This is a genomic window from Pseudomonas sp. 14P_5.3_Bac1, assembly GCF_025466135.1.
In the GTDB taxonomy this organism is placed as follows: Bacteria; Pseudomonadota; Gammaproteobacteria; order Pseudomonadales; family Pseudomonadaceae; genus Aquipseudomonas.
Genome location: NZ_JANLOF010000078.1, coordinates 145,604 through 169,843, shown reverse-complemented (window position 1 = coordinate 169,843; position 24,240 = coordinate 145,604). Strand labels below are relative to the sequence as shown.

The window sequence follows — 24,240 nt, the reverse complement described above, 5'->3', positions numbered from 1 at the left end:
GGTTTACCTTGCTGGGTTAAAAAGACGCCTTCCCAAAAGATCTTCCGTGTTCCTGAGGCGCACACCTGAGTGCTGAAACGAGGAAATTTCGTTCCAGAACGGCGCCACGTACCTGTATTTATTTGTGTAAATGAAATGATGAATTCGGACAGAATCCGTTGGAAATTCACATCTAGAGCGTAGGAAGTCAGCTCAAATCAATGCAGAAACATAGCCTTGGCCGTCGATATTCGGGCAAACTCCCAGTTTTTCCGTTCCTGGCCAAGGCATGCCCATGACTCCCGCGTCGTCTGTCGATGAAAAGAGCTTTCGTAAACTCCTGAGCCGAAACGTGGCCCTACCTTTGAGCGTGGGCGTGGTCAGCGCGGTGTTTTTCGTCGTGCTGATCAGCTACTTGTTGTCGGTGATCCAGTGGGTAGAGCACACCGACCGGGTCATCAACAACCTCAATGAGTCTTCGAAGCTGACAGTGGACCTGGAAACCGGGCTGCGCGGCTTCCTGATCACCGGCGACGAGCATTTCCTGGACCCGTATGAAGTCGCAAAGCCGCGGATCATTGGCGATTTGCGCAATTTGCAGGAGCTGGTGGCGGATAACCCGCAACAGGTGGATCGCCTCAAGCGTCTTGAGGCCATGCAGGTCGAATGGAACAAATACGCCCAATCGATGGTTGACCTGCAGCGCCAGAGCGGTGACTACCGCGCCGCGGTCAAGGCCGGCCGTGGCAAGAGCCTGACCGACGCGATTCGCCAGGAATACGCGAACGCGGTGGACATGGAGCAGCAGTTCCGTGTGACCCGCAACCAGGACGTCACCCGTACTACGATTGTCAGCGTCACGTTGTACCTGGTCTTTGTGCTCGGTCTGAGCGGCTTCCTTGCCTATGTGGGTCGCAAAAATTTAATCGCTCTATCAGACAGTTACAGCGCAAACCTCGCGTCACAACAGACGATTGCGCGACGCCTGGAACAACAAGCCTGGCTGCGCAACGGCCAGACCGAATTGGCCGAACAAGTGCTGGGGCAACTCAGCCTGAACATGCTGGGCCGTAACATCCTGCAGTTTTTTGCCCAGTACATGGGCTCCGCGGTCGCCGCGCTGTATGTGCGTGAAGAACACGGTGGCCTCAAGCGTGTGGCCACGTATGGTTTCTCCCGCGAACAGGAACAGCAGGAGCAGTCGATCTACAGCGACGAAGGCATCGTTGGGCAGGCCGCCCAGCTCGATCGCCTGATTCGCCTGGACGATGTGCCGGTGGACTACTTCAAGGTCAGTTCCGGCCTGGGCGAAGGGGCCACCCGCAGCGTGCTGGTGATGCCGACCAGCGACGATGACCGTGTCAACGGCGTGATCGAACTGGGTTTCCTGCGCCCACTGGAAGAGCGTGACGTCGAACTGCTGGAGCTGATTGCCGGCAATATCGGCACCTCCATCGAAGCTGCGCGTTATCGCCAGCGCCTGCAGGAAGTGCTGGCCGAGACCCAGCAGCTCAACGAAGAGCTGCAGGTGCAGCAGGAAGAGCTCAAGACCGCCAACGAAGAACTCGAAGAACAGTCGCGCATTCTCAAGGAATCCCAGGCCCACCTGGAAACCCAGCAGGCCGAACTTGAGCAGACCAACGAGCAGTTGGCCGAGCAGACGCAAACCCTGGCTGAGCAGCGCGACGCCATGGACCGCAAGAACGTCGAGCTGAACCAGGCCCAGCTTGAACTCGAAGACCGCGCCGAAGAACTGCAGCGCTCCAGCAAGTACAAATCCGAGTTCCTCGCCAACATGTCCCACGAGCTGCGCACGCCGCTGAACAGTTCGTTGATTCTGGCCAAACTGTTGGCGGAAAACCCGCAGGACAACCTCAGCGCCGAGCAGGTCAAATTTGCCGAGTCGATCTATTCGGCGGGCAATGACTTGCTCAACCTGATCAACGACATCCTGGATATTTCCAAGGTGGAAGCCGGCAAACTCGAAGTGCGCCCGGAAAACTCCAGCGTTGTACGCCTGGTGGACGGCTTGCGCGGCATGTTCGAGCCGCTGGCCGCCGACCGCAAGCTGGGTTTCCAGGTGGAGGTTCAGGCCGATGCGCCGACGCTGATGTTCACCGACCGCCAGCGTTTGGAGCAGATCCTCAAGAACCTGCTGTCCAACGCGGTCAAGTTCACCGAGCAGGGCGAAGTCAGCCTGTCGGTGTCCCGCGCGCCGGGCGAGGGCATTGCCTTTACGGTGCGCGACTCCGGCATCGGCATCGCCCCGGACCAGCAGGAAAGCATTTTCGAAGCGTTCCGCCAGGCAGATGGCACCACCAACCGCCGTTACGGCGGCACCGGGCTGGGCTTGTCGATCTCCCGTGACCTGGCAACGCTGCTCGGCGGCTATATCAGCGTGAGCAGTGAGCCGGGCAAGGGCAGTGTGTTCACCCTGGTGTTGCCAGAGCAGTACGTCGAACGCGAGGAGGGCGCTGCGCCTGTCGAGCAACCACGCCAGGCCGTGGCGGCCCCTGCGCCCAAGCCCGTGGCGGTCTCACCACTGCCAGTGGCTGACGTCAAACAGATCCCGCGGTTTGCCGATGACCGTGACAAAGCGCCGTTCACCACCCGATGCATTCTGGTGGTGGAAGACGAACCGAATTTCGCGCGTATCCTGTTCGACCTGGCCCACGAGCTGGGCTACAACTGCCTGGTGGCGCACGGTGCGGACGAAGGCTACAGCCTGGCCGAGGAATTCATCCCCGACGCGATCCTGCTCGACATGCGCCTGCCTGACCATTCCGGGCTGACCGTGCTGCAACGTCTGAAAGAACACGCCAGTACCCGCCACATTCCGGTGCATGTGATCTCCGTCGAAGACCGCGTCGAAGCCGCCATGCACATGGGCGCGATCGGTTATGCCGTCAAGCCCACCACCCGCGAAGAGCTCAAGGACGTGTTTGCACGCCTGGAGGCCAAGCTGACGCAAAAGGTCAAGCGCGTGCTGCTGGTGGAAGACGACGATTTACAGCGTGACAGCATTGCCCGCCTGATCGGCGACGATGACATTGAAATCACCGACGTCGGTTACGCCCAGGCCGCCCTGGACCTGCTGCGCACCAATGTCTACGACTGCATGATCATCGACCTCAAGCTGCCGGACATGCTCGGCAACGAGCTGCTCAAGCGCATGGCCACCGAGGACATCTGCTCGTTCCCGCCGGTGATTGTCTACACCGGACGCAACCTGACCCGCGATGAAGAGGCCGAGCTGCGCAAGTATTCGCGCTCGATCATCATCAAGGGCGCGCGCTCACCCGAGCGCCTTCTGGATGAAGTGACACTCTTTCTGCACAAAGTCGAATCCCAGCTGTCCCATGACCGCCAGAAGATGCTCAAGACCGCCCGCAGCCGCGACAAGGTCTTCGAGGGCCGCAAAATCCTGTTGGTGGACGACGATGTGCGTAACATCTTCGCCCTGACCAGCGCCCTGGAGCACAAAGGTGCGGTGGTGGTGATCGGGCGTAATGGCCGTGAAGCCATCGACAAACTCAATGAAGTTGACGACATCGACCTGGTGCTGATGGACGTGATGATGCCGGAGATGGACGGTTACGAGGCAACCGCCTTGATTCGCCAGGATCCGCGCTGGAAAAAGCTGCCGATCATTGCGGTCACGGCCAAGGCCATGAAGGACGATCAGGAACGCTGCCTCGCGGCGGGCTCCAACGATTACCTGGCCAAGCCGATTGACCTGGACCGCCTGTTCTCGCTGATTCGCGTCTGGCTACCGAAGATGGAACGTATTTAAGTGGAGCAACGTTTTTTGGATAAAAGCAGCGATATTGAGCTGCGCCTGTTGATTGAGGCGATTTACCTCAAGTACAGCTACGACTTTCGCGACTATTCCGGTGCGTCGGTCAAACGGCGCGTGGCCCATGCTTTGCGCCAGTTCGATTGCGCCACGATCTCGGCGTTGCAGGAGCGCGTACTGCACGACCCGTCAGCGTTCATGCAGTTGCTGCAGTTCCTGACGATCCCGGTGAGCGAGATGTTTCGCGACCCGTCGCACTTCCTGGCGATCCGCCGCGAAGTGGTGCCGCTGCTCAAAACCTACCCGTCGATCAAGGTCTGGATTGCCGGCTGCAGCACGGGCGAGGAGGTGTACTCCATGGCGATCCTGCTGCGTGAGGAGGGGTTGCTGGAGCGCACGATCATTTACGCCACGGACATCAACCCGGCGTCGCTGGACAAAGCCAAGCAAGGTATTTTTTCCCTGGAGAACGTGCGCGCCTACACCGCCAATTATCAGCAGGCCGGCGGACAGCGTTCATTTGCCGACTACTACACCGCGGCCTACGATTACGCGATCTTCGACAAATCCCTGCGTGAGAACGTGACCTTCGCCGACCACAGCCTGGCGACCGATAGTGTATTCTCAGAAACTCAATTAATTTCGTGCCGTAACGTACTGATTTACTTCAATAAAAAATTGCAGGATCGAGCGTTTGGACTGTTCCACGAGTCGCTGTGTCATCGCGGCTTCCTGGTGCTGGGCAGCAAGGAAACCCTGGATTTTTCCGCCTACAGCAAACAGTTCGACCCCCTGGTCAAGCAGGAACGGATCTACCGCAAATCATGACCGACGTTGCAGCCAACCCGATTGTCGGGATTGAAGCCATCGTCGTCGGCGCTTCTGCTGGCGGCGTCGAGGCGTTGCTGACTATTTTTGGCGGATTGCCCCAGGGCTTTGGCTTGCCGATCGTCGCCGTGCTGCACCTGCCGGACGAACGCCGCAGCCAGTTGGCGGAAGTCTTTGCCCGGCGCCTGCGAATCCCGGTGCGTGAAGCGCGTGACAAAGAAGTGATCGAGGCGGGCACCTTGTATTTCGCCGGGCCCGGTTATCACCTCTCGGTGGAGCATGACCGCAGCCTGTCCCTGAGCCAGGAAGACCGCGTACACCATTCGCGGCCCTCCATTGATTATCTGTTTGCGTCAGCCGCCGATGCCTACGGCGAAAGCCTGCTGGCCATTTTGTTGACCGGCGCCAACCAGGACGGTGCCCGCGGGCTGGCGCACGTCAAGCGCTCTGGCGGGACGACCGTTGTACAAGACCCCAAGGATGCACGCATCGCCGTGATGCCGCTGGCGGCCCTGGCCCTGCACACACCTGACTATATTCTTACTCTGAGCCAAATTGGCTCGTTGCTGGCTTTGCTGGAATCTTCCCCATGTTAAGTACCGTCCAGGCCAAACTGCTGATCGTCGACGATCTGCCGGAAAACCTGCTGGCCCTCGAAGCGCTGATCAAGCGTGAGGATCGCCAGGTCTACAAGGCATTGAGCGCCGACGAGGCCTTGTCACTGTTGCTGGAGCACGAGTTCGCCATGGCGATTCTCGACGTGCAGATGCCCGGCATGAATGGTTTCGAGCTGGCCGAACTGATGCGCGGCACCGAAAAGACCAAAAACATCCCGATTGTGTTCGTCAGTGCCGCCGGCCGTGAACTCAACTATGCCTTCAAGGGCTATGAAAGCGGCGCCGTCGACTTCCTGCACAAGCCGCTGGACATCCATGCGGTCAAGAGCAAGGTCAACGTGTTCGTCGACCTGTACCGCCAGAGCAAGGCGATGAAGCTGCAGGTCGAAGCGCTGGAACGCAGCCGCCGTGAGCAGGAACTCTTGCTGACCCGCCTGCAGGCCACCCAGGCCGAGCTGGAGCAGGCGGTGCGCATGCGTGACGACTTCATGTCGATCGTCGCCCATGAGGTGCGTACGCCGCTCAACGGGCTGATCCTGGAGACCCAACTGCGCAAAATGCACCTGGCCCGGGACAACGCCGCCGCGTTCACCCTGGACAAGATGCACGCCATGGTCGATCGCGATGAGCGGCAGATCAAAAGCCTGATTCGGCTGATCGAAGACATGCTCGATGTGTCACGCATCCGCACCGGCAAGCTGTCGATTCGCCCGGCGCGCTTTGACCTGACCCAGTTGGTGCACAACCTGGTGGAAAACTTCGCGCCGCAAGTGGCCGCCGCCGAGTCGTCGATGCACCTGGAGGTTCAAGGGCCGGTAGAAGGCAACTGGGACGAGTTCCGCATCGAGCAGGTGATTTCCAACCTGCTGACCAATGCGCTGCGCTACGGGGCCAAAAGCCCGGTGGAAGTACGGGTGTATACCGAGCATAGTGAGGCAAGGGTCGAGGTGCGTGATCACGGGATCGGCATCAGCGCAGACAACCAAAAGCGAATTTTTCAGCAGTTCGAGCGCGTTTCTGCCAGCCATGTGGCGGCTGGCCTGGGCCTGGGGCTGTTTATTTCCGAGCAGATCGTGGCCGCCCACGGGGGCACCATCGAGGTAGAAAGCCAGATAGGCGAGGGCGCCTTGTTTCGGGTGTGCCTGCCCCTTGAGACACCGGCGTGAAATCTATCGTCAGCTCGACGCAACCTCTGCGTGACCCAATGGTCGTAACTGCAGCAATTGACCGGACAAAGGCTTCCCATGAGTGAAGATGCACAAGATGTTGTTCTGATCGTCGAGGACGACGAATCGATTATGTTCGTGCTGGGTGAATACCTGGCCGGGCTGGGGTATCGAGTACTGAAGGCAATTGATGGGGAGCAAGCCTTCGAAATCCTCGCGACCAAGCCGCACCTGGACCTGATGGTCACGGACTACCGCCTGCCGGGCGGGATTTCCGGGGTGCAGATCGCTGAACCGGCGATCAAATTGCGACCGGAATTGAAAGTGATCTTTATCAGCGGTTATCCGCAGGAAATCCTCGACTGCAACAGCCCGATCACGCGCAACGCGCCGATCCTGGCCAAGCCGTTTGATCTGGATACGCTGCAGGAGCATATCCAGCGATTGTTGGCTTGAGTACGGGTTGTGCCAGGGGCGCGTATCACCGTCCCCGGCAGCATTCACCGGCTTCAGTCGCGCGCCCAGTCCAGAATTTCGTTGATCTTTGAGCGGTCAAAGACGCCCGCCCCCTCATCATCGCGCAGCTTGAAATTGCCATCGGGATAGACTTCTACCCCGACGGAGCTGGCATAGGTCACGGACACATCGTTCTTTTGCAGGATCGATAACAACGGTTTGTTACCGTTGCTATCGACTTGGCCTATGACCCTGCCGACCATCAGCGGTGAGCGGGTTGCCGTGCCGCCGACAAAAATGACCTTGCCGCCATTCTCCAAGGCGCTGTTCAACTGCTGGAGCAGGGCGAAGGCATTGTGCTCAGACCCCACAGGCGCCTCCAGATTGCTGCCGTTCAAGTGCACCAAGGTGCGTTTGCGGTAAACCCCATTGTGCAGATCGCTCAGCACCACCAGTGCCGAACAGTCACCGAGCCCGTTGGTGCTGAGGATGCTGGTGGGGTCATTGAGGGTTTTCGCCTCGGCCATGAACACTTCAACGTTTTGCACGGCGGGCTTACTGGCGCTATTGGGTTTGAGCGGTGGTTGCACAGCCGCATCAGCGACTGAAGGCTTCGCGCCCAGGGCGTCGTCGAGCAGCGACTGAACATGTGCGTCAGCAATATGGTTGGTTTTTTTCCACGCATTACTGTGAGTGCTGACGTTGAACTCCAGCCTGGTCGGGTCGCTGCCCGCGGTTTTGTAGGGCAACGGCAGGTGTTTGTCGGTAAATAGCTTGCCCAGGCTCTTCTTCATGGCGCCAGCGCTCGCAAACTCGGCGAGGCCGTAGTTGGGGTCGTAATAAAAAAACCGCTTCACGACGCCTTCGCCCTGCGTGCCGATCATCATCGCGTGGTCGGCGGTGCCGATCATCATGATCTTGGGGGCGCTGGCGTCAGCAATTTCATCCATCAGTTGGGCATAGCCCATTTTGCGGACGGGCGCACCGGCATGAAACTGCGTGGGTGTATCCAGTTGCTTTTGAATGTGCGTCAGGTTCGCCACGAACTGCCTGGACTCGGCGGCGGTGGGGTTGGCCGCAGCGCTGAACAAATTGGCGGCGAAACGGGTGTGCTTGCCTTGCTCCATGGCCGTCGCCATGACGCGCGACATTGCCGCACACTGGCCTTTGCTGAGCGGGGTGGTCTGGCTGAGATAGAACAGTTGAGGAACAGGGGTGAACGTGCCGCCGCCCACGCTGATGTGCTGGTAAAACGCATTGACCCCGCTGAAGCTGTGCTGCACCGCCAAACGCTCGCGCTGGCGTACCAGCGCGCCGACCTCGGCCGGTGTACGGTCAGGCGCGCGCGCAAGCGCCATCACTTCGGCGGATTTCATCCCGACGTGATAGCCGCTGATCGTCAGCGGGTCGACCTGGGTATATCCATGGTTGAACTGCACGCTGTCTGCACCGTTTTTCTGTTGTTCAACCCAAGCGGGCCAGGCGCTTGCACCGGCCGTCTGCTGAGCCTCGTGTAATTCCCCGCTGGCCCTGATCGAGGGTTGAAAATCCTCCAGAGCCTTGCCGTACGGCTGGCCACTCAGCGTATCGAAGGCAAACCACTTGCCACGTTGAAGCACTGCCGGCCCTTCAGCGATGGCGCCACCCAGTTTGAAGGTGCCGACTGCGCTGGCCTCAAAATGTCGACTTGCATGGATCAGACTGTAACTGTCGGCACTGCCGCGCAGTGTGTTGTAGGCATGCAGCCCGCCTTTTTGCACCCCACGCGCGGTACGGGAAACCAGGCTGCCCACGCCATCCAGCGGGTTGAGTGCGCCCAGTGCAGCACGGCCCACGATCTTCACGCCCTGGGCCAGCCTGGCCGCCGCGCTGGTACCTGCTTGCAGGGCCCTGGCGCCTTTGGCTGCAACGCCTAGGCCCACGACGAACCCGAAGGCGTCGAACGCCAAGTCAAGGATGCCGTCACCCACGGCGCCGGCTCGAAAATTCTGGATTGCCGAGCGCAGGGGAATCAGGTTCAGCATGAATTCGCGGGCTTTTTTGTAGAACGGCACCTGGGTGTCAAACGTCGTCACACCCCGCGCCTCAGTCTCCAGCGCACGAATGTTCAGGTCCTGCACCAGGGCGTCGGCAATGTAGCGGGTCCTTTCGCTGGCAAAGCTGTCGGGTGTGCCCGCTCGATGGTTTTCCTCAGCGACATGCGCCGAGTAACGGCCGGAAGGTTTAACCTCCAGCAGCATTTTCGAATAGCGCCACTTATCAGCTTCAGTGGTCTGGCGCCCGATCGGGTGGTCTTTGAGCTCCTCGCGCCGGCGGATGCTGTTGTCCCTTACATTGACTTCATAAACAGTGACGACGCCGTCGAGCTCTGTTTTGAGCAGCAGGCTATTGGGCACTTTGGTTTCGACACGGCTCTGGCTGAAGGCGGTATGAGTGATGCTGTGCTCGGTGAGCAGGGTCACTTTCCCGTACTCGATGGCTTTTCTATCTTCCAGAGGCAGTGTGGCGATCAGGTGTTTGACGTGCGTGCTCGTCGCCTGTTCTGCCGCGTGGAAGTAGCGCTGAAGTTCAGTGTTGAACAGAGCATTGATGTCGGAAAGCTTGTTCACATGGCCCGCAATCGTGCGTGTGTCGACCTCACCGGACGATGACGTCCATGCCGTTGCCTCGAGTTGCCCGTGCAGGTAAAGGTCCAGCACCGAGTACGGGCCGGGGAAGTCGCGACTTTGATTAAGTGGGGTGATGCATTTTTTCTCGAAGGGCAGGTCACCATACACACGCTCGAGTTCCTTCAGCGCCATCTCCCTGCGCTCGGGCATTGCGGTCGAGTGGGCTTGTGAGGCTTGGCCCAATGCTGAAATTCGCGCGCTGTAGGCGCCAGAGACGCGGTTGATCTGCTCGTCGGTGTAGTCATCCAGGGTGTTCAGCGCGATCAAGCCTTGGGCAACCCCCCAATCTTTGAGTGCATCGCGCTGCGCCCTGCGTTCAACCTGCCGGTCCTGGTCGGTAACAGGTGCCAGATCGGCTCGCTGCATGACCTGCGCAAAGGTCATACGCGCCGTTGAACCGGGCGCCTGGCGCTCAAGGCGCGCTACCGCCGTGCTGAAGCTGACCCAGGTGTGTGAGCCACACGTCACCTTGTCGGGAATGTCGTTGACCAAAAAAGCAGGGGCTCGGCGTGACAGCAACAGATGGGCCGCAACGGGTGCTAACTCGGCGCTGGCACGGCCCGTGGAAACCAAGTGTGTGACCAGCCCCGCAACCACCGTTGAAGGATGCTGGCCCCAATGTTGATGACCGGCCATATCAAAACCGGCGACGCCGGTTCTGGCTGGCGCCCCGGTGTTTGCTGCCTCGGATTCTTTATCCAGGGTCGCGCCAAGGGCTGCCAGCGTCCAGTCGTTAAGGCTCTGCGGGGTCGAGACGCCATTGAATTTTTCCTGCAGCGCCAGCCCCAGCGCCTGGGCATCAGGCGTAGCGAGAAGACTTTGAATAAACCGCCGCGGGTCATGCAGTTCGGACGGGGCAAAACGCTGGTTGCGCGTCAGGTAACCGAGTGCACCGGTGCCCTCGTCATAATCTTGCAGACCATTGAGCCCCAGCGTGTTCTGGCGCAGGGAATTTCTCAGGTTGTGGCAATCGTCATCACTCAATGGCGTTGGCCAGGACAAGGCTCCGCCGAGATTGCCGTCTGGAAGCTGGGAAAGGGCTGGTGTTGTCAGTAACCGTCCCAGGTTGAACAGTTCGTCCCGGCTGCGGGGCCTGTCCCAGCCGTTGTCGCTGAGGTGTGTGTCCAGGCTGACCGTGGGGGCCGCCTGCAACAACCTGATGGGCGAATCGGCATGCAAGGTGATGTGGGTGCTGCTCATTTTGTCGCGGATAAGTTGCTCAATCCGGTTTTGAACATACGCGGGTGGCAGGTACAAGCTGTCCAGGGGATCTTTGGTGGTGCGGTATAGCCACTGTTCGGATAAATCGTCGATTTCCTGAATGATCGCGATCAGTTTCAAGGCCACCTTGCTGTGGTCATGGGCATTGGCCAGCTTGGCGCGTTCGTGCTGCAGCACCTGCGCAGAGCGTTCTGGCCTGGACCGGGAAGGGGTGAACGCTTTAGCCGCTTCGAGCTGTGCTGCACGGGCTTCAGCGGATTCCCGGGTTTGCCCGGTGATGGCTTCGCCATAAAAGTCCGCGACCGCCCGGTAAGGCGCCGATGTGCTACTTGAGGGGCTGAGAATATAGCCAGAGTCTGACGTCAGGGCTTTTGCCGCCCGCATGATCGGCGCCATCATCGAGGTCCAGAGATGGCCATGCTCAAAGCCTGAAAAGGGTTTGCGCTGACCGCTAACGAACGCGCTGATGAGGTTGTCTCGGGGATTGATCTCGATAGGCTTTGAAAGATCAATCTGCTGACGCTTTGCCCAACTGACAAAGTGCGGGCTCTTCATCAAATCGTGCAGGTGTGACCACCATTGGCCGAAGGCAGAGGAGGGCGGAAGGTGGTCGATGTCGCCCAGTCGTCCGGTACTTGCCGCGGTGCGCAGCGTTTGCGCCAGATACCCTGCCAGCTCACTGTCGCCTTCGACTTGCGTACGGTCGGCTGCGTGCGGCGCCGCCGGGTTGCTCTGCCGATCCGCCAAGCGTGGCCGGCGTATTGTGGGGGGCTCGGGTGCGGCAGTCAGCGGCCATTGATGCAGGGGATTAACGTTGCGCGAAGCGATCATGATGGGACTCGTGAGGTAAGTTTCAGGTTAACCACGGGCACCTTTCATGCGTCGCGATTTGAAACTTCGTGTCCAATCCCTCAATGCCGGTTCCGGCCTGTCAGCCACCAGATATTGCGGAAACGTGCAGTCACTGGCTCACGCCTGAATCATTTCCCGCACCTTCGCTGTCAACAAATCAAAGGTAAATGGCTTGGTGATCAGCTGCATCCCAGGATCAAGGAAGCCACCGCGCACCGCCGCGTGTTCGGCATAACCGGTGATGAACAGGACCTTGAGCTGAGGGCGGATCTGCCGACCAATTTCCGCCATTTGCCGGCCGTTCATGCCCGGCAGGCCAACGTCACTGATGAGCAAGTCGATACGCTGGTCGGACTCGATGATCGGCAGCGCTGTGTCCGCATCACCGGCCTCGACAAAGGCGTAACCCAACTCTTTGAGCACTGCGCTGACCAGCACGCGTACCGCCGGGTCATCCTCGACGATCAATACCGTTTCACCCGCATTGGCATAGGGCGTCAACGCAGGATTGAGGTATTCCGGCGCCTGCATTTCACCGACAAAACGCGGCAGGAACAGGCTTACCGTGGTGCCTTTGCCCACTTCGCTGTGGATGGTGACGTGGCCATGGGACTGGCGGGCAAAGCCATAGATCATCGATAGCCCCAGGCCTGTGCCCTGGCCGATGGGCTTGGTGGTAAAAAACGGATCGAACACGCGTCCCATCAGGTGCTCTGGAATGCCGCAGCCGGTATCGCTGACGCTCAGCTCTACATAGTCGCCGGGCTTCAAGGTGCCGTAGGCCGCAGTAAACACGTTGTCCAGGTGGCGGTTGGAGGTTTCAACCACCAACTTGCCGCCGCCCGGCATGGCGTCGCGCGCGTTGATCACCAGGTTGAGCAGGGCGCTTTCGAGTTGATTGGGGTCAGCTTCGGCGGTCCAGAGCTGAGCGTCCAGGCGCATGTCGAGGGCAATGCTTTCGTTGATGCTGCGTTGCAGCAGCTCACCCATGGAGGTCACCAGTTGGTTGATCCCCACGGGCTTGGAATCCAGCGATTGGCGACGGGAGAACGCCAACAGGCGATGGGTCAACCCGGCCGCGCGGTTGGCCGAGGTCACGCCCAGGTCGATAAGGCCGTCCAGATCATCGAGTTTGCCGCGCGCAATGCGCCGTCGCAGCAGCTCCAGGCTGCCGATAATCCCGGTGAGCATGTTGTTGAAGTCATGCGCGATGCCGCCGGTCAATTGACCCACGGCCTCCATCTTCTGCGATTGGCGCAAGGCTTCTTCATTGCTGCGCAGTTGCGCGGTGCGCTCCTCGACTTGCTGCTCAAGGGTTTCCATGGTGCGTTGCAGGCGCAGTTCACTCTCGCTCAAGTCAATCAAGCGGTCGCGGGCGTCGTACTGCCGGCGTCGGCCACGCAGGGCCGCGCTCACCAGGCTGATCAAAGTGATGGGATGAAAGGGGCGCTCCAGAAAGGTCACGTTGCCCAGCAGCCCGCTCAAGTGCGACGAACCGTTCTGCTCGCTGCCGCCGTGATGGGTCATCAGCACGATCGGCAAGTCGGACCACGCCGGCTGCTGATGCAGGTGCTCCAGCAACGGCTCCAGATCCACGCCGCGCAACGCTTCCGCCGCGATCACCAACAAGCCGGCGCCTTCTTCCAGCAATTCGCACAGGTTTGCCAGGTTGCTGGCAACAATGCCGCTGTAGCCAGCTTCGTTCAGCATCATCAGCGCCAGTGAGCCGTCGCGACCCATTGGCGCCAGGATAATCGCGCGCTCGGAGGCAGAGGAAACGCTGATCACGATCCCTCTTCCTTGAGCAAAGGTGAGCCGCTGCCGTTGAATGTCGGAATGCCGCGCAGCACGCCCTGGAAGTTGTCGAGCGGCTCGCCCACCGTCATGCCACGGCTGCCAATGCGGTACTCGCGAATCGTCGACTCATGGGTGCCGGTGCGTTTTTTGATGATCGAAATGGCCCGGCGCACTTTGCCCAGTGCTTCGAAGTAACGCAGCAAAATCACGGTATCGGCCAGGTAGGTAATGTCGACGGGCGCCTGCATGTCACCGACCAGCCCATGCTGGGCGACGGTCATGAACGTGGCGGCACCCCGGCGATTGAGGTACAGCAGCAGTTCGTGCATGTGCAGGATCAGCGCGTTTTCTTCCGGCATGGCCGCCTGGTAGCCGTTGATGCTGTCGATGACCACGGTTTTGATCCCGCGCTCGTCAACACAACGGCGCACTCGGTGCGAGAACTCGCCGGGCGACAACTCGGCCGCGTCCACCTGCTCGATCAGCAAGTTGCCGGTGTCCTGCAGGGCGGCGAGGTCGATGCCCATGTTTTTCATGCGCTCGAACAACAAACCCAGTTCTTCGTCGAAGATAAACAGCGCCGCTTTCTCGCCACGGGCCACAGCCGCTGCGGCAAAGATCATGGAGATCAGGGATTTACCGGTGCCCGCAGGGCCAAGAATCAAGCTGCTGGAGCCGGTTTCGACGCCGCCGCCCATCAGCCTGTCCAGTTCGACAATGCCGCTGCTCAGGGTCTGGCGGACATACCCACCGCGATGCTCGGCCGCGACCAAGCGCGGGAATACATGCACGCCGTCGCCCATGATGGTGAAGTCGTGAAAGCCGCCGCGGTATTTTTGGCCACGGTATTTCACCACCCGCACGCGGCGGCGTTCGGCGCCGTAGTTGGGCGTCAATTCTTCCAGGCGGATCACGCCGTGCGCCACGCTGTGTACGGTTTTATCCAGGGATTCGGTGGTCAGGTCATCCAGCAGCAGCACGGTGGCGTCGTAGCGCACGAAGTAATGCTTGATTGCCAGGATCTGCCGACGATAACGCAGTGAGCTTTGCGCGAGCAGACGGATCTCCGAAAGGCTGTCGATGACCACGCGGGTCGGCTTGACCCGCTCCACCACTTCAAAAATCTGCCGTGTGGCTTCGCCCAGCTCCAGGTCGGAGGAGTACAGCAGGCTTTGCTGATGATTGGCGTCGAGCAGGCTCTCTGGCGGGGTCAGCTCGAAAATGTGGATATTGTCATCCAGGTCCCAACCATGGGACTTGGCACCCTGGCGCAATTCGCGCTCGGTTTCGGAGAGGGTGATGTACAGGGATCGCTCACCGTTTTTCGCGCCGGCCTGCAGAAAATGCAGCGCTACGGTGGTTTTGCCCGTGCCGGGTTCGCCTTCCAGCAGGAACAGGTGGCTGCGCGATAACCCCCCGGAAAGAATGTCATCAAGACCTTCAATACCGGTGGCCGCCTTTTCACTGAACAGCTCGTTGGATGTAGACAAGAAGTGCCCTCAGGTCACGTACAAATAGAGGAACGCGCCGCCTCGGACGCGCCATATTCACTTGACCGTGGAGGCCCGTAGCGGTTCAACGTTTCGCGAAAATTGTACAAGCCCCAGTATTGATTACAACTTTTTGCAACGCCCTACAGGCCTTGCTGCAACGCCGGGTCATCCGGGTTCTGTTGCTCAAGTTGCGCAAGCAATACCTGCACGTTTTGCAGCTGGCCGCTTTCTTTCCAGTAATTGACCAGCAGCACCCGCGCCTTGCGGTTGGCCGGGTGGCGCTGAATGATGTCTTCGAGCTGACGCTGGGCGGCTTCCAACTCTTCCTGGGCGTGCAGGGTCGTGGCGAGGTCGTAACGGTAATCCTGATTGTCCGGTTCAAGCTCTACCGCTTTGGACAAACCAAGCAGGGCATACGGGCGCTCGCCATGGTGCAACAGCCACATGCCCAGCGCATGCTGCAGGTAAGCCGAGTCGGGATGGGCCGCCAACTGACGTGCCAGCAATTGCCGCGATTCATCGGTCTTGCCTTGTTTGTCCAGCAGTTCGATTTGCGCGACCACCGCCTGCAGGTTGTCCGGTTGCAAGCGCATGGCCTGTTCGAGGGCATTTTGTGCGTCTGGCAGCAGCGCACTGTGTATATAGAGGCGCGCCAGTTGAATCCAGCCTTCGGCCGTTTCCGGCTGACCCTTGAGGGTTTTCACAAACTCATCGAGCACTTGCTGCAACGGCCCGAAGTACAGCCCCAGGGTGTCCGGCGACAGACCGAGCAAGGCATTGGCGGCGGCAAAGCGCACCGCCTGTTCGGGATCGTCGAGCACCGGCCCCAGCAACAAGACGCGTTGGCCGCTGGGCACCAGGCCGACAATGCTGTGGATCGCCGCCTCGCGCACCACTGGCGAATCATTGGCCAGATCTTTGTCGGCCAGCTTCAGCGCCTGCGGGCTTGGGTAGTTGGGCAATTCGGCGTGCAAGGCCGCACGACGTTCAGGCGACAGGTCCGGCCGGCCGAGCTGTTGATACAGCACGCGCGCGGCGCCGGGTTCGCCGTTATGCGCCTGCTTCAAGGCTTTGGCGTAACCATGGGCAATCGCCGGCGGCACGGCCACCGGGGTTGAGCGGGAGAAAAACCAGGTGAGCAACACAATCAACAACAGGGCGCACAGGCCGATGATGGAGTAACGGCGTGACTTTGACATGCAGGCGTCCAAAAGCTGGTGGCAGCTAGTGCAAAGCCATCAGCTTCGGTCAGACCACGGCGAGTGTCAAACCCGCATCAGCTCAGCACGTATTCAATGGGTTCCAGGGCTGGCGGCAAGTCGCTTTCGCCCAGAGCGGCAAGGATCTCGCGCTCCAATGTGCGCACGATGGCATTGCACGGCAGGTCGTTTTCATCAAAGCCGAACGGGTCTTCCAGGTCGTCGCCGATTTCGTCCAGGCCAAAGAAGGTGTAGCTGACGATGGCGGTGAACACCGGCGTCAGCCAGCCCAAGGGCTCGGCCATGGCAAACGGCAACAGAATGCAGAACAGGTAGATGGTGCGGTGCAGCAGCAGCGTGTAAGGGAAGGGCAGCGGCGTGTGCTTGATCCGCTCGCACGACGCCTGCACCTGGCTGAGGCTGACCAGTCGGGTTTCCAGCTGGGTGTAGCGCCATTCGCTGATGACGCCTTGCTCGGCCAGCCCGCAAAAGCGCGCGCCCAGTTGTTGCAGCACAGCGTCAGGCAAGTTCGGGTGCGCGCGATCAACGCCGATCCACGGCGTGATGGCGCCGGCCTCGTCTTCATGGCGAAGGCGGGCAATCAGGCCGTGGGCAAAACCGCACAAGCCGCGCAGTAACCCACTGCGCTCAACCGGGTCAGTCAGCACCTGGGTTTCGCGGATCAGCGAGCGCACATCGATGATCATTTGCCCCAGCTGCTTGCGGCCTTCCCACCAGCGGTCATAGCAGGCGTTGTTGCGAAAGCTCATGAAGATCGACAACGACAAGCCCAGCAAGGTGAACGGCGTGGCGTTGACCTTGGAAAAGTACGCCGGGTGCAGGGTTTCAACCAGCACGATCACCGAGGCCAGCAAGGTCACCAGCAGGCTGCGCAGCGCGATGCGCTTGGCAATCGAGCCCTTGAGGGAAAACAGGATACCCAGGAGGTTGGGTTTGGGACGAACGATCATTGCAGGCAAGCTTCTTCGGTGGCGCAGGCCCCAAGGTTAGAAGCAACCCCGGCGAGCGTCCAATCACTTGAACTGACCGGCTGATCAGCGCGATCAATGATTGGCCAAACCAGTCAGCCAAGTTGAAGGCTTTGACCATTGCTGCTGTAACGCTGCAGAGCGACTATTTCCACGGTTTACGTGCTCAAAAACGTCCTGAAAATAAAAACCACAAGGATTTGAAGCGATGCGTGAGTATTTGGCTGCCACTACCGAGTTTGATTACCAGCACACCGTCGACGCCGCACTGGCCGGCAACCTGCAGGCGCTCAATGCCTGCGTGGAATGCTGCGACCGGCACGCACTGCCGGGCCGCATCGCGCTGTTCTGGGAAGGCAAGGACGGGCGCAGCGCCACGTCCACCTTCACCGACTTGCAGGACCAGGCCGCCCGCTTCGCCAATTTCCTCCTGGCCCAAGGCGTCAAACGCGGCGACAAGGTGGCCGGCCTGCTGCCGCGCACCGCAGAATTGCTGGTGGTGGTGTTCGCCACCTGGCGTATCGGCGCGGTTTATCAGCCGCTGTTTACCGCCTTCGGGCCCAAGGCCATCGAACATCGCTTGAGCAGCTCCGGCGCCGCGCTGGTGGTCACCGACGCGGTGAACCGGCCCAAGCTTGTGGACGTGGAAGGTTGCCCGACTATCGTCACCGTCGCCGGGCCCAAAGGCGAAGGCATCGTGCGCGGCGACTACAGCTTCTGGGCTGAATTGCCGAATTACTCCAACGCCTGCGAGCCGGTGATGCTGGACGGTGACGCGCCGTTTCTGCTGATGTTCACCTCGGGCACCACCGGCCCGTCGAAAGCCCTGTCGGTGCCACTCAAGGCCATCGTTGCCTTTCAGCGCTACACCCGCGACGCAGTAGACCTTCGCCCCGAAGACGCCTTCTGGAACGTTGCCGACCCGGGTTGGGCTTACGGCATCTATTTTGGCGTGACCGGGCCGTTGTCCATGGGCCACCCGATCACCTTTTACGATGGGCCGTTCACCCTGGAGAGCACCTGCCGGGTGATCAACAAGTACGGCATCACCAACCTGACGGGCTCGCCGACCGCTTACCGCCTGCTGATCGCCGGCGGTGAGCAGTTCGCCCGCGCGATCAAGGGCAAGCTGCGCATTGTCAGCAGCGCCGGCGAACCCCTGAACCCGGAAGTGATCCGCTGGTTCGCCGATAACCTGGGCGTGACCATCCACGACCACTATGGCCAGACCGAACTGGGCATGGTGCTGTGCAACCACCACGGCCTGGCGCATCCGGTGCATGTCGGCTCAGCCGGGTTTGCCTCGCCGGGGCACCGCATCGTGGTGCTCGATGACAACCATCAGGAACTGCCCGCCGGCCAGCCGGGCATTCTCGCCATTGACCGCGAACAGTCGCCGATGTGCTGGTTTGCCGGTTACGACGGCGTGAAGACCAAGGCCTTTGTCGGCAAGTACTACCTCAGCGGCGACACCGTGGAGCTGAACCCGGACGGCAGCATCAGTTTTGTCGGGCGCAGTGATGACGTGATCACCACCTCTGGCTACCGCGTCGGTCCCTTCGACGTGGAAAGCGCCTTGGTCGAGCACCCGGCCGTGGTCGAAGCCGCGGTGGTCGGCAAGCCGTGCCCGGAACGCACCGAGCTGGTGAAAGCCTTTGTGGTGATCAACGAGCAATACCGCGCCACGCCTGAGCTGGCCGAAGAGCTGCGCCTGCACGTGCGCAAGCGCCTCGCCGCGCATGCCTACCCGCGAGAAATCGAATTTGTCAGCGACTTGCCGAAAACCCCGAGCGGCAAGCTGCAACGTTTTATTTTGCGTAATCAGGAAATCGCCAAGGCTCAAGCAGCCTTGGCGTGATCCCTTTCAAAGGAAATCAAGATGCAGATTGAAAACAAGGTATTCCTGGTCAGCGGCGGCGCTTCGGGCCTCGGCGCGGCCACCGCTGACATGCTGGTAGCCGCCGGCGCCAAGGTGATGCTGGTGGACCTCAACGCCGAAGCCGTCGCGGCCAAGGCCCGGCAGTTGGGCGATAACGCCCGCAGCGCGGTGGCGGATATCAGCCAGGAAGCCGCTGCCGAAGCGGCCGTGCAAGCCGCCGTCGCTGCGTTCGGCGGTTTGCATGGGTTGGTGAACTGCGCCGGTGTGGTGCGTGGCGAGAAAATCCTCGGCAAGAACGGCCCGCACGCGCTGGCAAGCTTTGCCCACGTGATCAACGTCAACCTGATCGGCAGCTTCAACCTGCTGCGCCTGGCCGCCGCCGCCATCGCTGAAACCGAGGCGAATGCCGACGGCGAGCGTGGCGTGATCATCAATACCGCGTCGGTGGCCGCCTTTGACGGGCAGATCGGCCAGGCGGCGTATGCCGCGTCCAAAGGCGCCATCGCCAGCCTGACGCTGCCTGCCGCTCGCGAACTGGCGCGCTTCGGCATCCGGGTCATGACCATCGCCCCAGGCATTTTCGAAACGCCAATGATGGCCGGCATGACCCCAGAGGTGCGCGATTCCCTGGCCGCCGGTGTGCCATTCCCGCCACGCCTGGGCAAACCGGCCGAGTACGCCGCGCTGGTGCGACACATCATTGAAAACAGCATGCTCAATGGCGAGGTCATCCGTCTCGACGGCGCCTTGCGCATGGCCGCCAAGTAAGGAGAATTTTTCATGCACGATCCGATTGTTATCGTCAGCGCCGTCCGCACGCCCATGGGCGGTTTCCAGGGTGACCTCAAGGGCCTGACTGCGCCGCAACTGGGGGCCGCCGCGATTCGCGCCGCCGTCGAACGCGCCGGCATTGCCCCGGACGCGGTGGATGAAGTGCTGTTCGGCTGCGTATTGCCCGCAGGCCTCGGCCAGGCGCCTGCGCGTCAGGCGGCATTGGGCGCCGGCCTGGACAAGGCCACGCGCTGCACCACGCTGAACAAAATGTGTGGTTCGGGCATGGAGGCGACCATTCTCGCCCACGACTCACTGCTGGCCGGCAGTGTCGAGGTGGTGGTTGCTGGTGGCATGGAAAGCATGTCCAACGCGCCGTACCTGCTGGACCGCGCGCGCAGCGGCTACCGCATGGGCCACGGCAAGGTGCTCGACCACATGTTCCTCGACGGCCTCGAAGACGCCTACGACAAGGGCCGACTGATGGGCACCTTTGCCGAAGACTGTGCCGAGCACAACGGCTTTACCCGTGAAGCCCAGGACGCCTTCGCCATCGCCTCGCTGACCCGTGCCCAAGAGGCAATCACCCACGGCAGCTTCGCCGCCGAAATCGTCCCGGTGCAGGTCACCGTCGGTAAAGAGCAAAAAACCATCCTGCATGACGAACAGCCCCCCAAAGCCAAGCTGGACAAGATCGCCAGCCTGAAACCGGCCTTCCGCGAAGGCGGTACGGTGACGGCGGCCAACTCCAGTTCGATCTCCGACGGCGCGGCGGCGCTGCTGCTGATGCGTCAGTCTGAAGCGCAAAAGCGTGGGCTCAAGCCGCTGGCAATCATCCATGGGCACGCGGCGTTCGCCGACGAGCCAGGGCTGTTCCCGGTGGCGCCGGTGGGGGCGATTCGCAAGCTGATGAGCAAGACCGGCTGGAGCCTTGGCGACGTGGATTTGTTCGAGATCAACGAAGCCTTTGCGGTGGTCAGCCTGGTGACCATGAGCAAGCTGGAAATCCCCCACAGCAAGGTCAACATCCACGGCGGCGCCTGCGCACTGGGGCATCCGATCGGCGCTTCGGGCGCGCGCATCCTGGTGACCTTGCTCTCGGCGCTGCGCCAGAAAGGCCTCAAGCGCGGCGTTGCGGCCATTTGTATCGGCGGCGGTGAAGCCACGGCCATGGCCGTCGAATGCGTGTATTAAGGATTTTTTATGCTGCCCAATGACGAACAACTGCAAATCAGCGACGCGGCCCGGCAATTTGCCCAGGAGCGCTTGAAACCTTTCGCTGCCGAGTGGGACCGCGAGCACCGCTTTCCCAAGCAAGCCATTGGCGAAATGGCCGAGCTGGGCTTTTTCGGCATGCTGGTGCCGGAACAGTGGGGCGGTTGCGACACCGGCTACCTGGCCTATGCGATGGCGCTGGAAGAAATCGCCGCCGGTGACGGCGCCTGCTCGACCATCATGAGCGTGCACAACTCGGTGGGCTGCGTGCCGATTCTGAAATTCGGCAACGATCAGCAGAAAGAGCAGTTCCTCAAGCCGCTGGCCAGCGGTGACATGCTCGGCGCCTTTGCGCTGACCGAACCGCAGGCCGGTTCCGATGCCAGCAGCCTGAAAACCCGCGCGCGCCTGGACGGCGATCACTACGTGCTCAATGGCTGCAAACAGTTCATCACCTCCGGGCAGAACGCCGGGATCGTGATTGTGTTTGCGGTCACCGACCCGGCCGCCGGCAAGCGCGGGATCAGCGCGTTTATCGTGCCCACCGATTCCCCGGGTTACACCGTGGCGCGGGTCGAAGACAAACTCGGCCAGCATGCGTCCGACACCTGCCAGATTCTGTTTGAAGACGTGAAGGTGCCGGTTGCCAACCGATTGGGCGAGGAGGGCGAGGGCTACAAGATCGCCCTGGCCAACCTTGAAGGCGGCCGCGTCGGCATCGCTTCGCAATCGGTGGGCATGGCGCGCGCGGCATTTGAAGCCGCACGTGACTATGCACGCGAGCGCGAAAGCTTCGGCAAAACCTTGATCGAACACCAGGCCGTGGCGTTTCGCCTGGCGGACATGGCCACGCAAATTGCCGTCGCCCGGCAGATGGTGCATTACGCCGCCGCCCTGCGTGACAGCGGCAAGCCTGCCTTGGTCGAGGCCTCGATGGCCAAGTTGTTCGCCTCGGAAATGGCCGAAAAAGTCTGCTCGGCCGCCTTGCAAACCTTGGGCGGTTACGGTTACCTGAGCGACTTTCCCTTGGAGCGGATCTACCGCGATGTGCGGGTCTGCCAGATTTACGAAGGCACCAGCGATATCCAGCGCATGGTCATCTCACGCAATCTTTAAGGAGCCATTAGATGAGTTACGAAACCATTTTGCTCGAGGTCCAGGACCGCGTCGGGCTGATTACCCTTAATCGCCCGCAAGCCCTGAACGCCTTGAATGCGCAACTGGTCAGCGAGTTGAACCAGGCGCTGGACAGCCTGGAAGCCAACCCGCAAATCGGCTGCATCGTGCTGACCGGCTCAAAAAAAGCCTTCGCCGCCGGTGCCGACATCAAGGAAATGGCCGAGCTGACCTACCCTCAGATTTACCTGGACGACCTGTTCAGCGACAGCGACCGCGTGGCCAACCGCCGCAAGCCGATCATTGCCGCCGTCAACGGCTTTGCCTTGGGCGGCGGCTGTGAGCTGGCGTTGATGTGCGACTTCATCCTCGCGGGCGACGGCGCCAAGTTCGGCCAGCCGGAAATCAACCTCGGCGTGCTGCCGGGCATGGGCGGCACCCAGCGCCTGACCCGCGCGGTGGGCAAGGCCAAAGCCATGGAAATGTGCCTGACCGGGCGCTTTATCGATGCGGTGGAAGCCGAGCGTTGCGGGATCGTGGCGCGTATCGTGCCGGCGGATGAGCTGCTCGAAGAGGCGCTGAAGGTGGCGACGCTGATCGCCGGCAAATCCGTGCCGATCAGCATGATGGTCAAGGAAAGCGTGAACCGCGCGTTTGAAGTGAGCCTTTCCGAAGGCGTGCGCTTTGAGCGCCGGGTGTTCCATGCGGCGTTTGCAACGCAGGATCAGAAGGAAGGGATGGCAGCGTTTGTGGCCAAGCGCGCGCCGGAGTTCAAAGATAAGTAACCGGCTTCAGGACGCTGGAACGCAACTTGTGGGAGCGGTCTTGCTCGCGAATGCGCTGGATCAGTCGATACATTCGCTGACTGATACGCCGTATTCGCGGGCAAGCCCGCTCCCACTTTGGTTTGCGGCGTGTTGGTTAGCCTGGTGAGCGCTTGATGTGGGAGCTGGCTTGCCTGCGATAGCCTCACCTCGGTCCAGCAGGTGAACCGAGGTGCCTGCATCGCTGGCAAGCCAGCGCCTACATAGCTTTTATTGGCTTAGAGCTGGTAGTTCTTCAGCTCGCGCGCGATCACCATTCGCTGAATTTCGCTGGTGCCTTCGTAAATCTGCGTGATCCGCGCATCCCGGTAGTAACGCTCCACCGGATAATCCTCCAGATACCCATACCCACCGTGAATCTGCATCGCGGAGGAGCAGACCTTTTCGGCCATTTCCGAGGCGAACAGCTTGGCCTGGGACGCCTCCGACAGGCACGGCTTGCCGGCACTGCGCAGGCGCGCGGCGTGCAGGATCAGCAACCGTGCGGCATTCAGGCGGGTTTGCATGTCGGCCAGCAGGTTGGCGACACTCTGGTGCTCGATAATCGCCTGGTTGAACTGCACGCGATCGCGCGCATACGCCAGCGCCGCCTCAAAGGCCGCGCGGGCGATGCCCAGGGCCTGGGCAGCAATGCCGATGCGCCCGCCCTCCAGGTTGGACAGGGCAATGGCCAAGCCTTTGCCACGCTCACCGAGCAAATTGGCTTCGGGCACCGTGCACTGGTTGAGGGTGACGGCGCAGGTATCCGACGCGCGAATGCCCATCTTGTGTTCTGTGCGGTCAACCACGAACCCTGGCGTACTGGTGGGCACCAGGAACGCGGAAATGCCGCGTTTGCCCAAATCCGGATCCGTCACCGCAAACACAATCGCCAGCTTGGCGCGTTTGCCGTTGCTGACAAACTGCTTGGCGCCATTGATCACCCACTGGCCATCGCGCAGTTCGGCGCGTGTGCGCAGGTTATGGGCTTCGGAACCCGCCTGGGGTTCGGTCAGGCAAAAGCAGCCGATGGCCTGGCCACTGGCAAGGTCGGGCAGCCAGGCTTCTTTCTGCGCTTGTGTGCCGTAGTTGAGGATTGGCCCGCAACCGACTGAATTATGGATACTCATCAGCGCACCGGTGGCGCCGTCGCCGGCCGAAATTTCTTCAACCGCCAGGGCGTAGGCGACGTAATCGACATAGGTGCCGCCCCATTCTTCGGGCACCACCATCCCCAGCAGGCCCAGTTCGCCCATCTTGGCGACCAGGGCATCATCGATCCAACCGGCTTTCTCCCACGCTTGGGCGTGGGGCGCGATTTCACCGCGGGCAAAGTCGCGCGCCATGTCGCGAATCATTACTTGTTCTTCAGTGTATTCAATATCTTGCATGGC

The 24,240-nt window shown here is 60.9% G+C and carries 16 protein-coding genes; 10 read left to right on the top strand and 6 right to left on the bottom strand.

Annotated features, from left to right (window positions below):
- Nucleotides 1-274 precede the first annotated feature (274 nt).
- The 5 genes from NTD89_RS21630 (at nt 275) to NTD89_RS21610 (ending at nt 6,842) form a co-directional block, all read left to right on the top strand.
- Complete coding sequence (locus tag NTD89_RS21630; protein WP_262209629.1) at nt 275-3,772, top strand: response regulator; 3,498 nt, start codon at nt 275-277, stop codon at nt 3,770-3,772.
- The gene (locus NTD89_RS21625; RefSeq protein ID WP_242196566.1) at nt 3,773-4,603 is read left to right on the top strand and encodes a CheR family methyltransferase; all 831 of its coding nucleotides are present in this window, start codon (nt 3,773-3,775) and stop codon (nt 4,601-4,603) included.
- Nucleotides 4,600-5,199 carry a chemotaxis protein CheB gene (locus NTD89_RS21620; protein ID WP_145160831.1) on the top strand — a complete coding sequence of 200 codons (600 nt, stop codon included), beginning with the start codon at nt 4,600-4,602 and terminating at the stop codon, nt 5,197-5,199. The genes NTD89_RS21625 and NTD89_RS21620 overlap by 4 nt, the downstream gene beginning before the upstream one ends.
- Complete coding sequence (locus NTD89_RS21615; protein WP_106579185.1) at nt 5,193-6,386, top strand: hybrid sensor histidine kinase/response regulator; 1,194 nt, start codon at nt 5,193-5,195, stop codon at nt 6,384-6,386. The genes NTD89_RS21620 and NTD89_RS21615 overlap by 7 nt, the downstream gene beginning before the upstream one ends.
- Nucleotides 6,387-6,464: 78 nt before the next feature.
- On the top strand, nt 6,465-6,842 hold the full coding sequence (locus NTD89_RS21610; RefSeq protein ID WP_003217591.1) for a response regulator: 378 nt from the start codon (nt 6,465-6,467) through the stop codon (nt 6,840-6,842).
- A 53-nt stretch (nt 6,843-6,895) separates the two neighbouring features.
- On the opposite strand, the gene NTD89_RS21605 is transcribed toward NTD89_RS21610, so the two are convergent.
- The 5 genes from NTD89_RS21605 to NTD89_RS21585 form a co-directional block, all read right to left on the bottom strand.
- Nucleotides 6,896-11,563 (bottom strand): hypothetical protein, encoded by a 4,668-nt coding sequence (locus NTD89_RS21605; RefSeq protein WP_262209626.1) that lies wholly within the window; start codon nt 11,561-11,563, stop codon nt 6,896-6,898.
- A 138-nt stretch (nt 11,564-11,701) separates the two neighbouring features.
- Nucleotides 11,702-13,324 (bottom strand): ATP-binding protein, encoded by a 1,623-nt coding sequence (locus NTD89_RS21600; RefSeq protein WP_370004766.1) that lies wholly within the window; start codon nt 13,322-13,324, stop codon nt 11,702-11,704.
- Nucleotides 13,325-13,368: 44 nt separating this feature from the next.
- Complete coding sequence (locus NTD89_RS21595) at nt 13,369-14,871, bottom strand: ATPase domain-containing protein (protein WP_145160825.1); 1,503 nt, start codon at nt 14,869-14,871, stop codon at nt 13,369-13,371.
- 143 nt (nt 14,872-15,014) lie between these two features.
- Nucleotides 15,015-16,073 carry a tetratricopeptide repeat protein gene (locus tag NTD89_RS21590; protein ID WP_145160823.1) on the bottom strand — a complete coding sequence of 353 codons (1,059 nt, stop codon included), beginning with the start codon at nt 16,071-16,073 and terminating at the stop codon, nt 15,015-15,017.
- A 77-nt stretch (nt 16,074-16,150) separates the two neighbouring features.
- A complete protein-coding gene (locus tag NTD89_RS21585; RefSeq protein ID WP_262209621.1) occupies nt 16,151-17,044 on the bottom strand; it encodes a bestrophin family protein in 894 nt (297 codons plus the stop codon).
- Nucleotides 17,045-17,270: 226 nt separating this feature from the next.
- Between NTD89_RS21585 and NTD89_RS21580 the strand changes: the two genes are divergently transcribed.
- From NTD89_RS21580 to NTD89_RS21560, 5 genes are read left to right on the top strand one after another with little or no spacing between them, the layout of a single operon-like run.
- On the top strand, nt 17,271-18,920 hold the full coding sequence (locus NTD89_RS21580; protein WP_262209620.1) for an AMP-binding protein: 1,650 nt from the start codon (nt 17,271-17,273) through the stop codon (nt 18,918-18,920).
- 21 nt (nt 18,921-18,941) lie between these two features.
- Nucleotides 18,942-19,709, top strand: a complete 768-nt coding sequence (locus tag NTD89_RS21575; protein ID WP_262209618.1) for an SDR family NAD(P)-dependent oxidoreductase — start codon at nt 18,942-18,944, stop codon at nt 19,707-19,709.
- A 12-nt stretch (nt 19,710-19,721) separates the two neighbouring features.
- Nucleotides 19,722-20,906, top strand: coding sequence for an acetyl-CoA C-acyltransferase (locus NTD89_RS21570; protein ID WP_262209616.1), 1,185 nt, complete (start codon nt 19,722-19,724; stop codon nt 20,904-20,906).
- Nucleotides 20,907-20,915: 9 nt separating this feature from the next.
- Nucleotides 20,916-22,043 (top strand): acyl-CoA dehydrogenase, encoded by a 1,128-nt coding sequence (locus tag NTD89_RS21565; protein ID WP_262209615.1) that lies wholly within the window; start codon nt 20,916-20,918, stop codon nt 22,041-22,043.
- Nucleotides 22,044-22,054: 11 nt separating this feature from the next.
- Entirely contained in the window at nt 22,055-22,828 is a 774-nt protein-coding gene (locus NTD89_RS21560) for an enoyl-CoA hydratase (RefSeq protein WP_145160811.1), read from the top strand.
- Between the two features lie 257 nt (nt 22,829-23,085).
- Here NTD89_RS21560 and NTD89_RS21555 read toward each other — a convergent pair whose 3' ends face one another.
- Nucleotides 23,086-24,237 (bottom strand): acyl-CoA dehydrogenase family protein, encoded by a 1,152-nt coding sequence (locus NTD89_RS21555; RefSeq protein ID WP_262209613.1) that lies wholly within the window; start codon nt 24,235-24,237, stop codon nt 23,086-23,088.
- Nucleotides 24,238-24,240 lie beyond the last annotated feature (3 nt).

What these genes read in the sequence shown, in the direction of transcription:
- NTD89_RS21610 (WP_003217591.1), top strand. Translation starts at nt 6,465, where the DNA reads ATGAGTGAAGATGCACAAGATGTTGTTCTGATCGTCGAGGACGACGAA.
- NTD89_RS21580 (WP_262209620.1), top strand. Translation starts at nt 17,271, where the DNA reads ATGCGTGAGTATTTGGCTGCCACTACCGAGTTTGATTACCAGCACACC.
- NTD89_RS21585 (WP_262209621.1), bottom strand. Translation starts at nt 17,044, where the DNA reads ATGATCGTTCGTCCCAAACCCAACCTCCTGGGTATCCTGTTTTCCCTC.
- NTD89_RS21565 (WP_262209615.1), top strand. Translation starts at nt 20,916, where the DNA reads ATGCTGCCCAATGACGAACAACTGCAAATCAGCGACGCGGCCCGGCAA.
- NTD89_RS21600 (WP_370004766.1), bottom strand. Translation starts at nt 13,324, where the DNA reads ATGGGTCGCGACGGCTCACTGGCGCTGATGATGCTGAACGAAGCTGGC.
- NTD89_RS21630 (WP_262209629.1), top strand. Translation starts at nt 275, where the DNA reads ATGACTCCCGCGTCGTCTGTCGATGAAAAGAGCTTTCGTAAACTCCTG.
- NTD89_RS21560 (WP_145160811.1), top strand. Translation starts at nt 22,055, where the DNA reads ATGAGTTACGAAACCATTTTGCTCGAGGTCCAGGACCGCGTCGGGCTG.
- NTD89_RS21615 (WP_106579185.1), top strand. Translation starts at nt 5,193, where the DNA reads ATGTTAAGTACCGTCCAGGCCAAACTGCTGATCGTCGACGATCTGCCG.
- NTD89_RS21570 (WP_262209616.1), top strand. Translation starts at nt 19,722, where the DNA reads ATGCACGATCCGATTGTTATCGTCAGCGCCGTCCGCACGCCCATGGGC.
- NTD89_RS21575 (WP_262209618.1), top strand. Translation starts at nt 18,942, where the DNA reads ATGCAGATTGAAAACAAGGTATTCCTGGTCAGCGGCGGCGCTTCGGGC.
- NTD89_RS21605 (WP_262209626.1), bottom strand. Translation starts at nt 11,563, where the DNA reads ATGATCGCTTCGCGCAACGTTAATCCCCTGCATCAATGGCCGCTGACT.
- NTD89_RS21620 (WP_145160831.1), top strand. Translation starts at nt 4,600, where the DNA reads ATGACCGACGTTGCAGCCAACCCGATTGTCGGGATTGAAGCCATCGTC.
- NTD89_RS21590 (WP_145160823.1), bottom strand. Translation starts at nt 16,073, where the DNA reads ATGTCAAAGTCACGCCGTTACTCCATCATCGGCCTGTGCGCCCTGTTG.
- NTD89_RS21555 (WP_262209613.1), bottom strand. Translation starts at nt 24,237, where the DNA reads ATGCAAGATATTGAATACACTGAAGAACAAGTAATGATTCGCGACATG.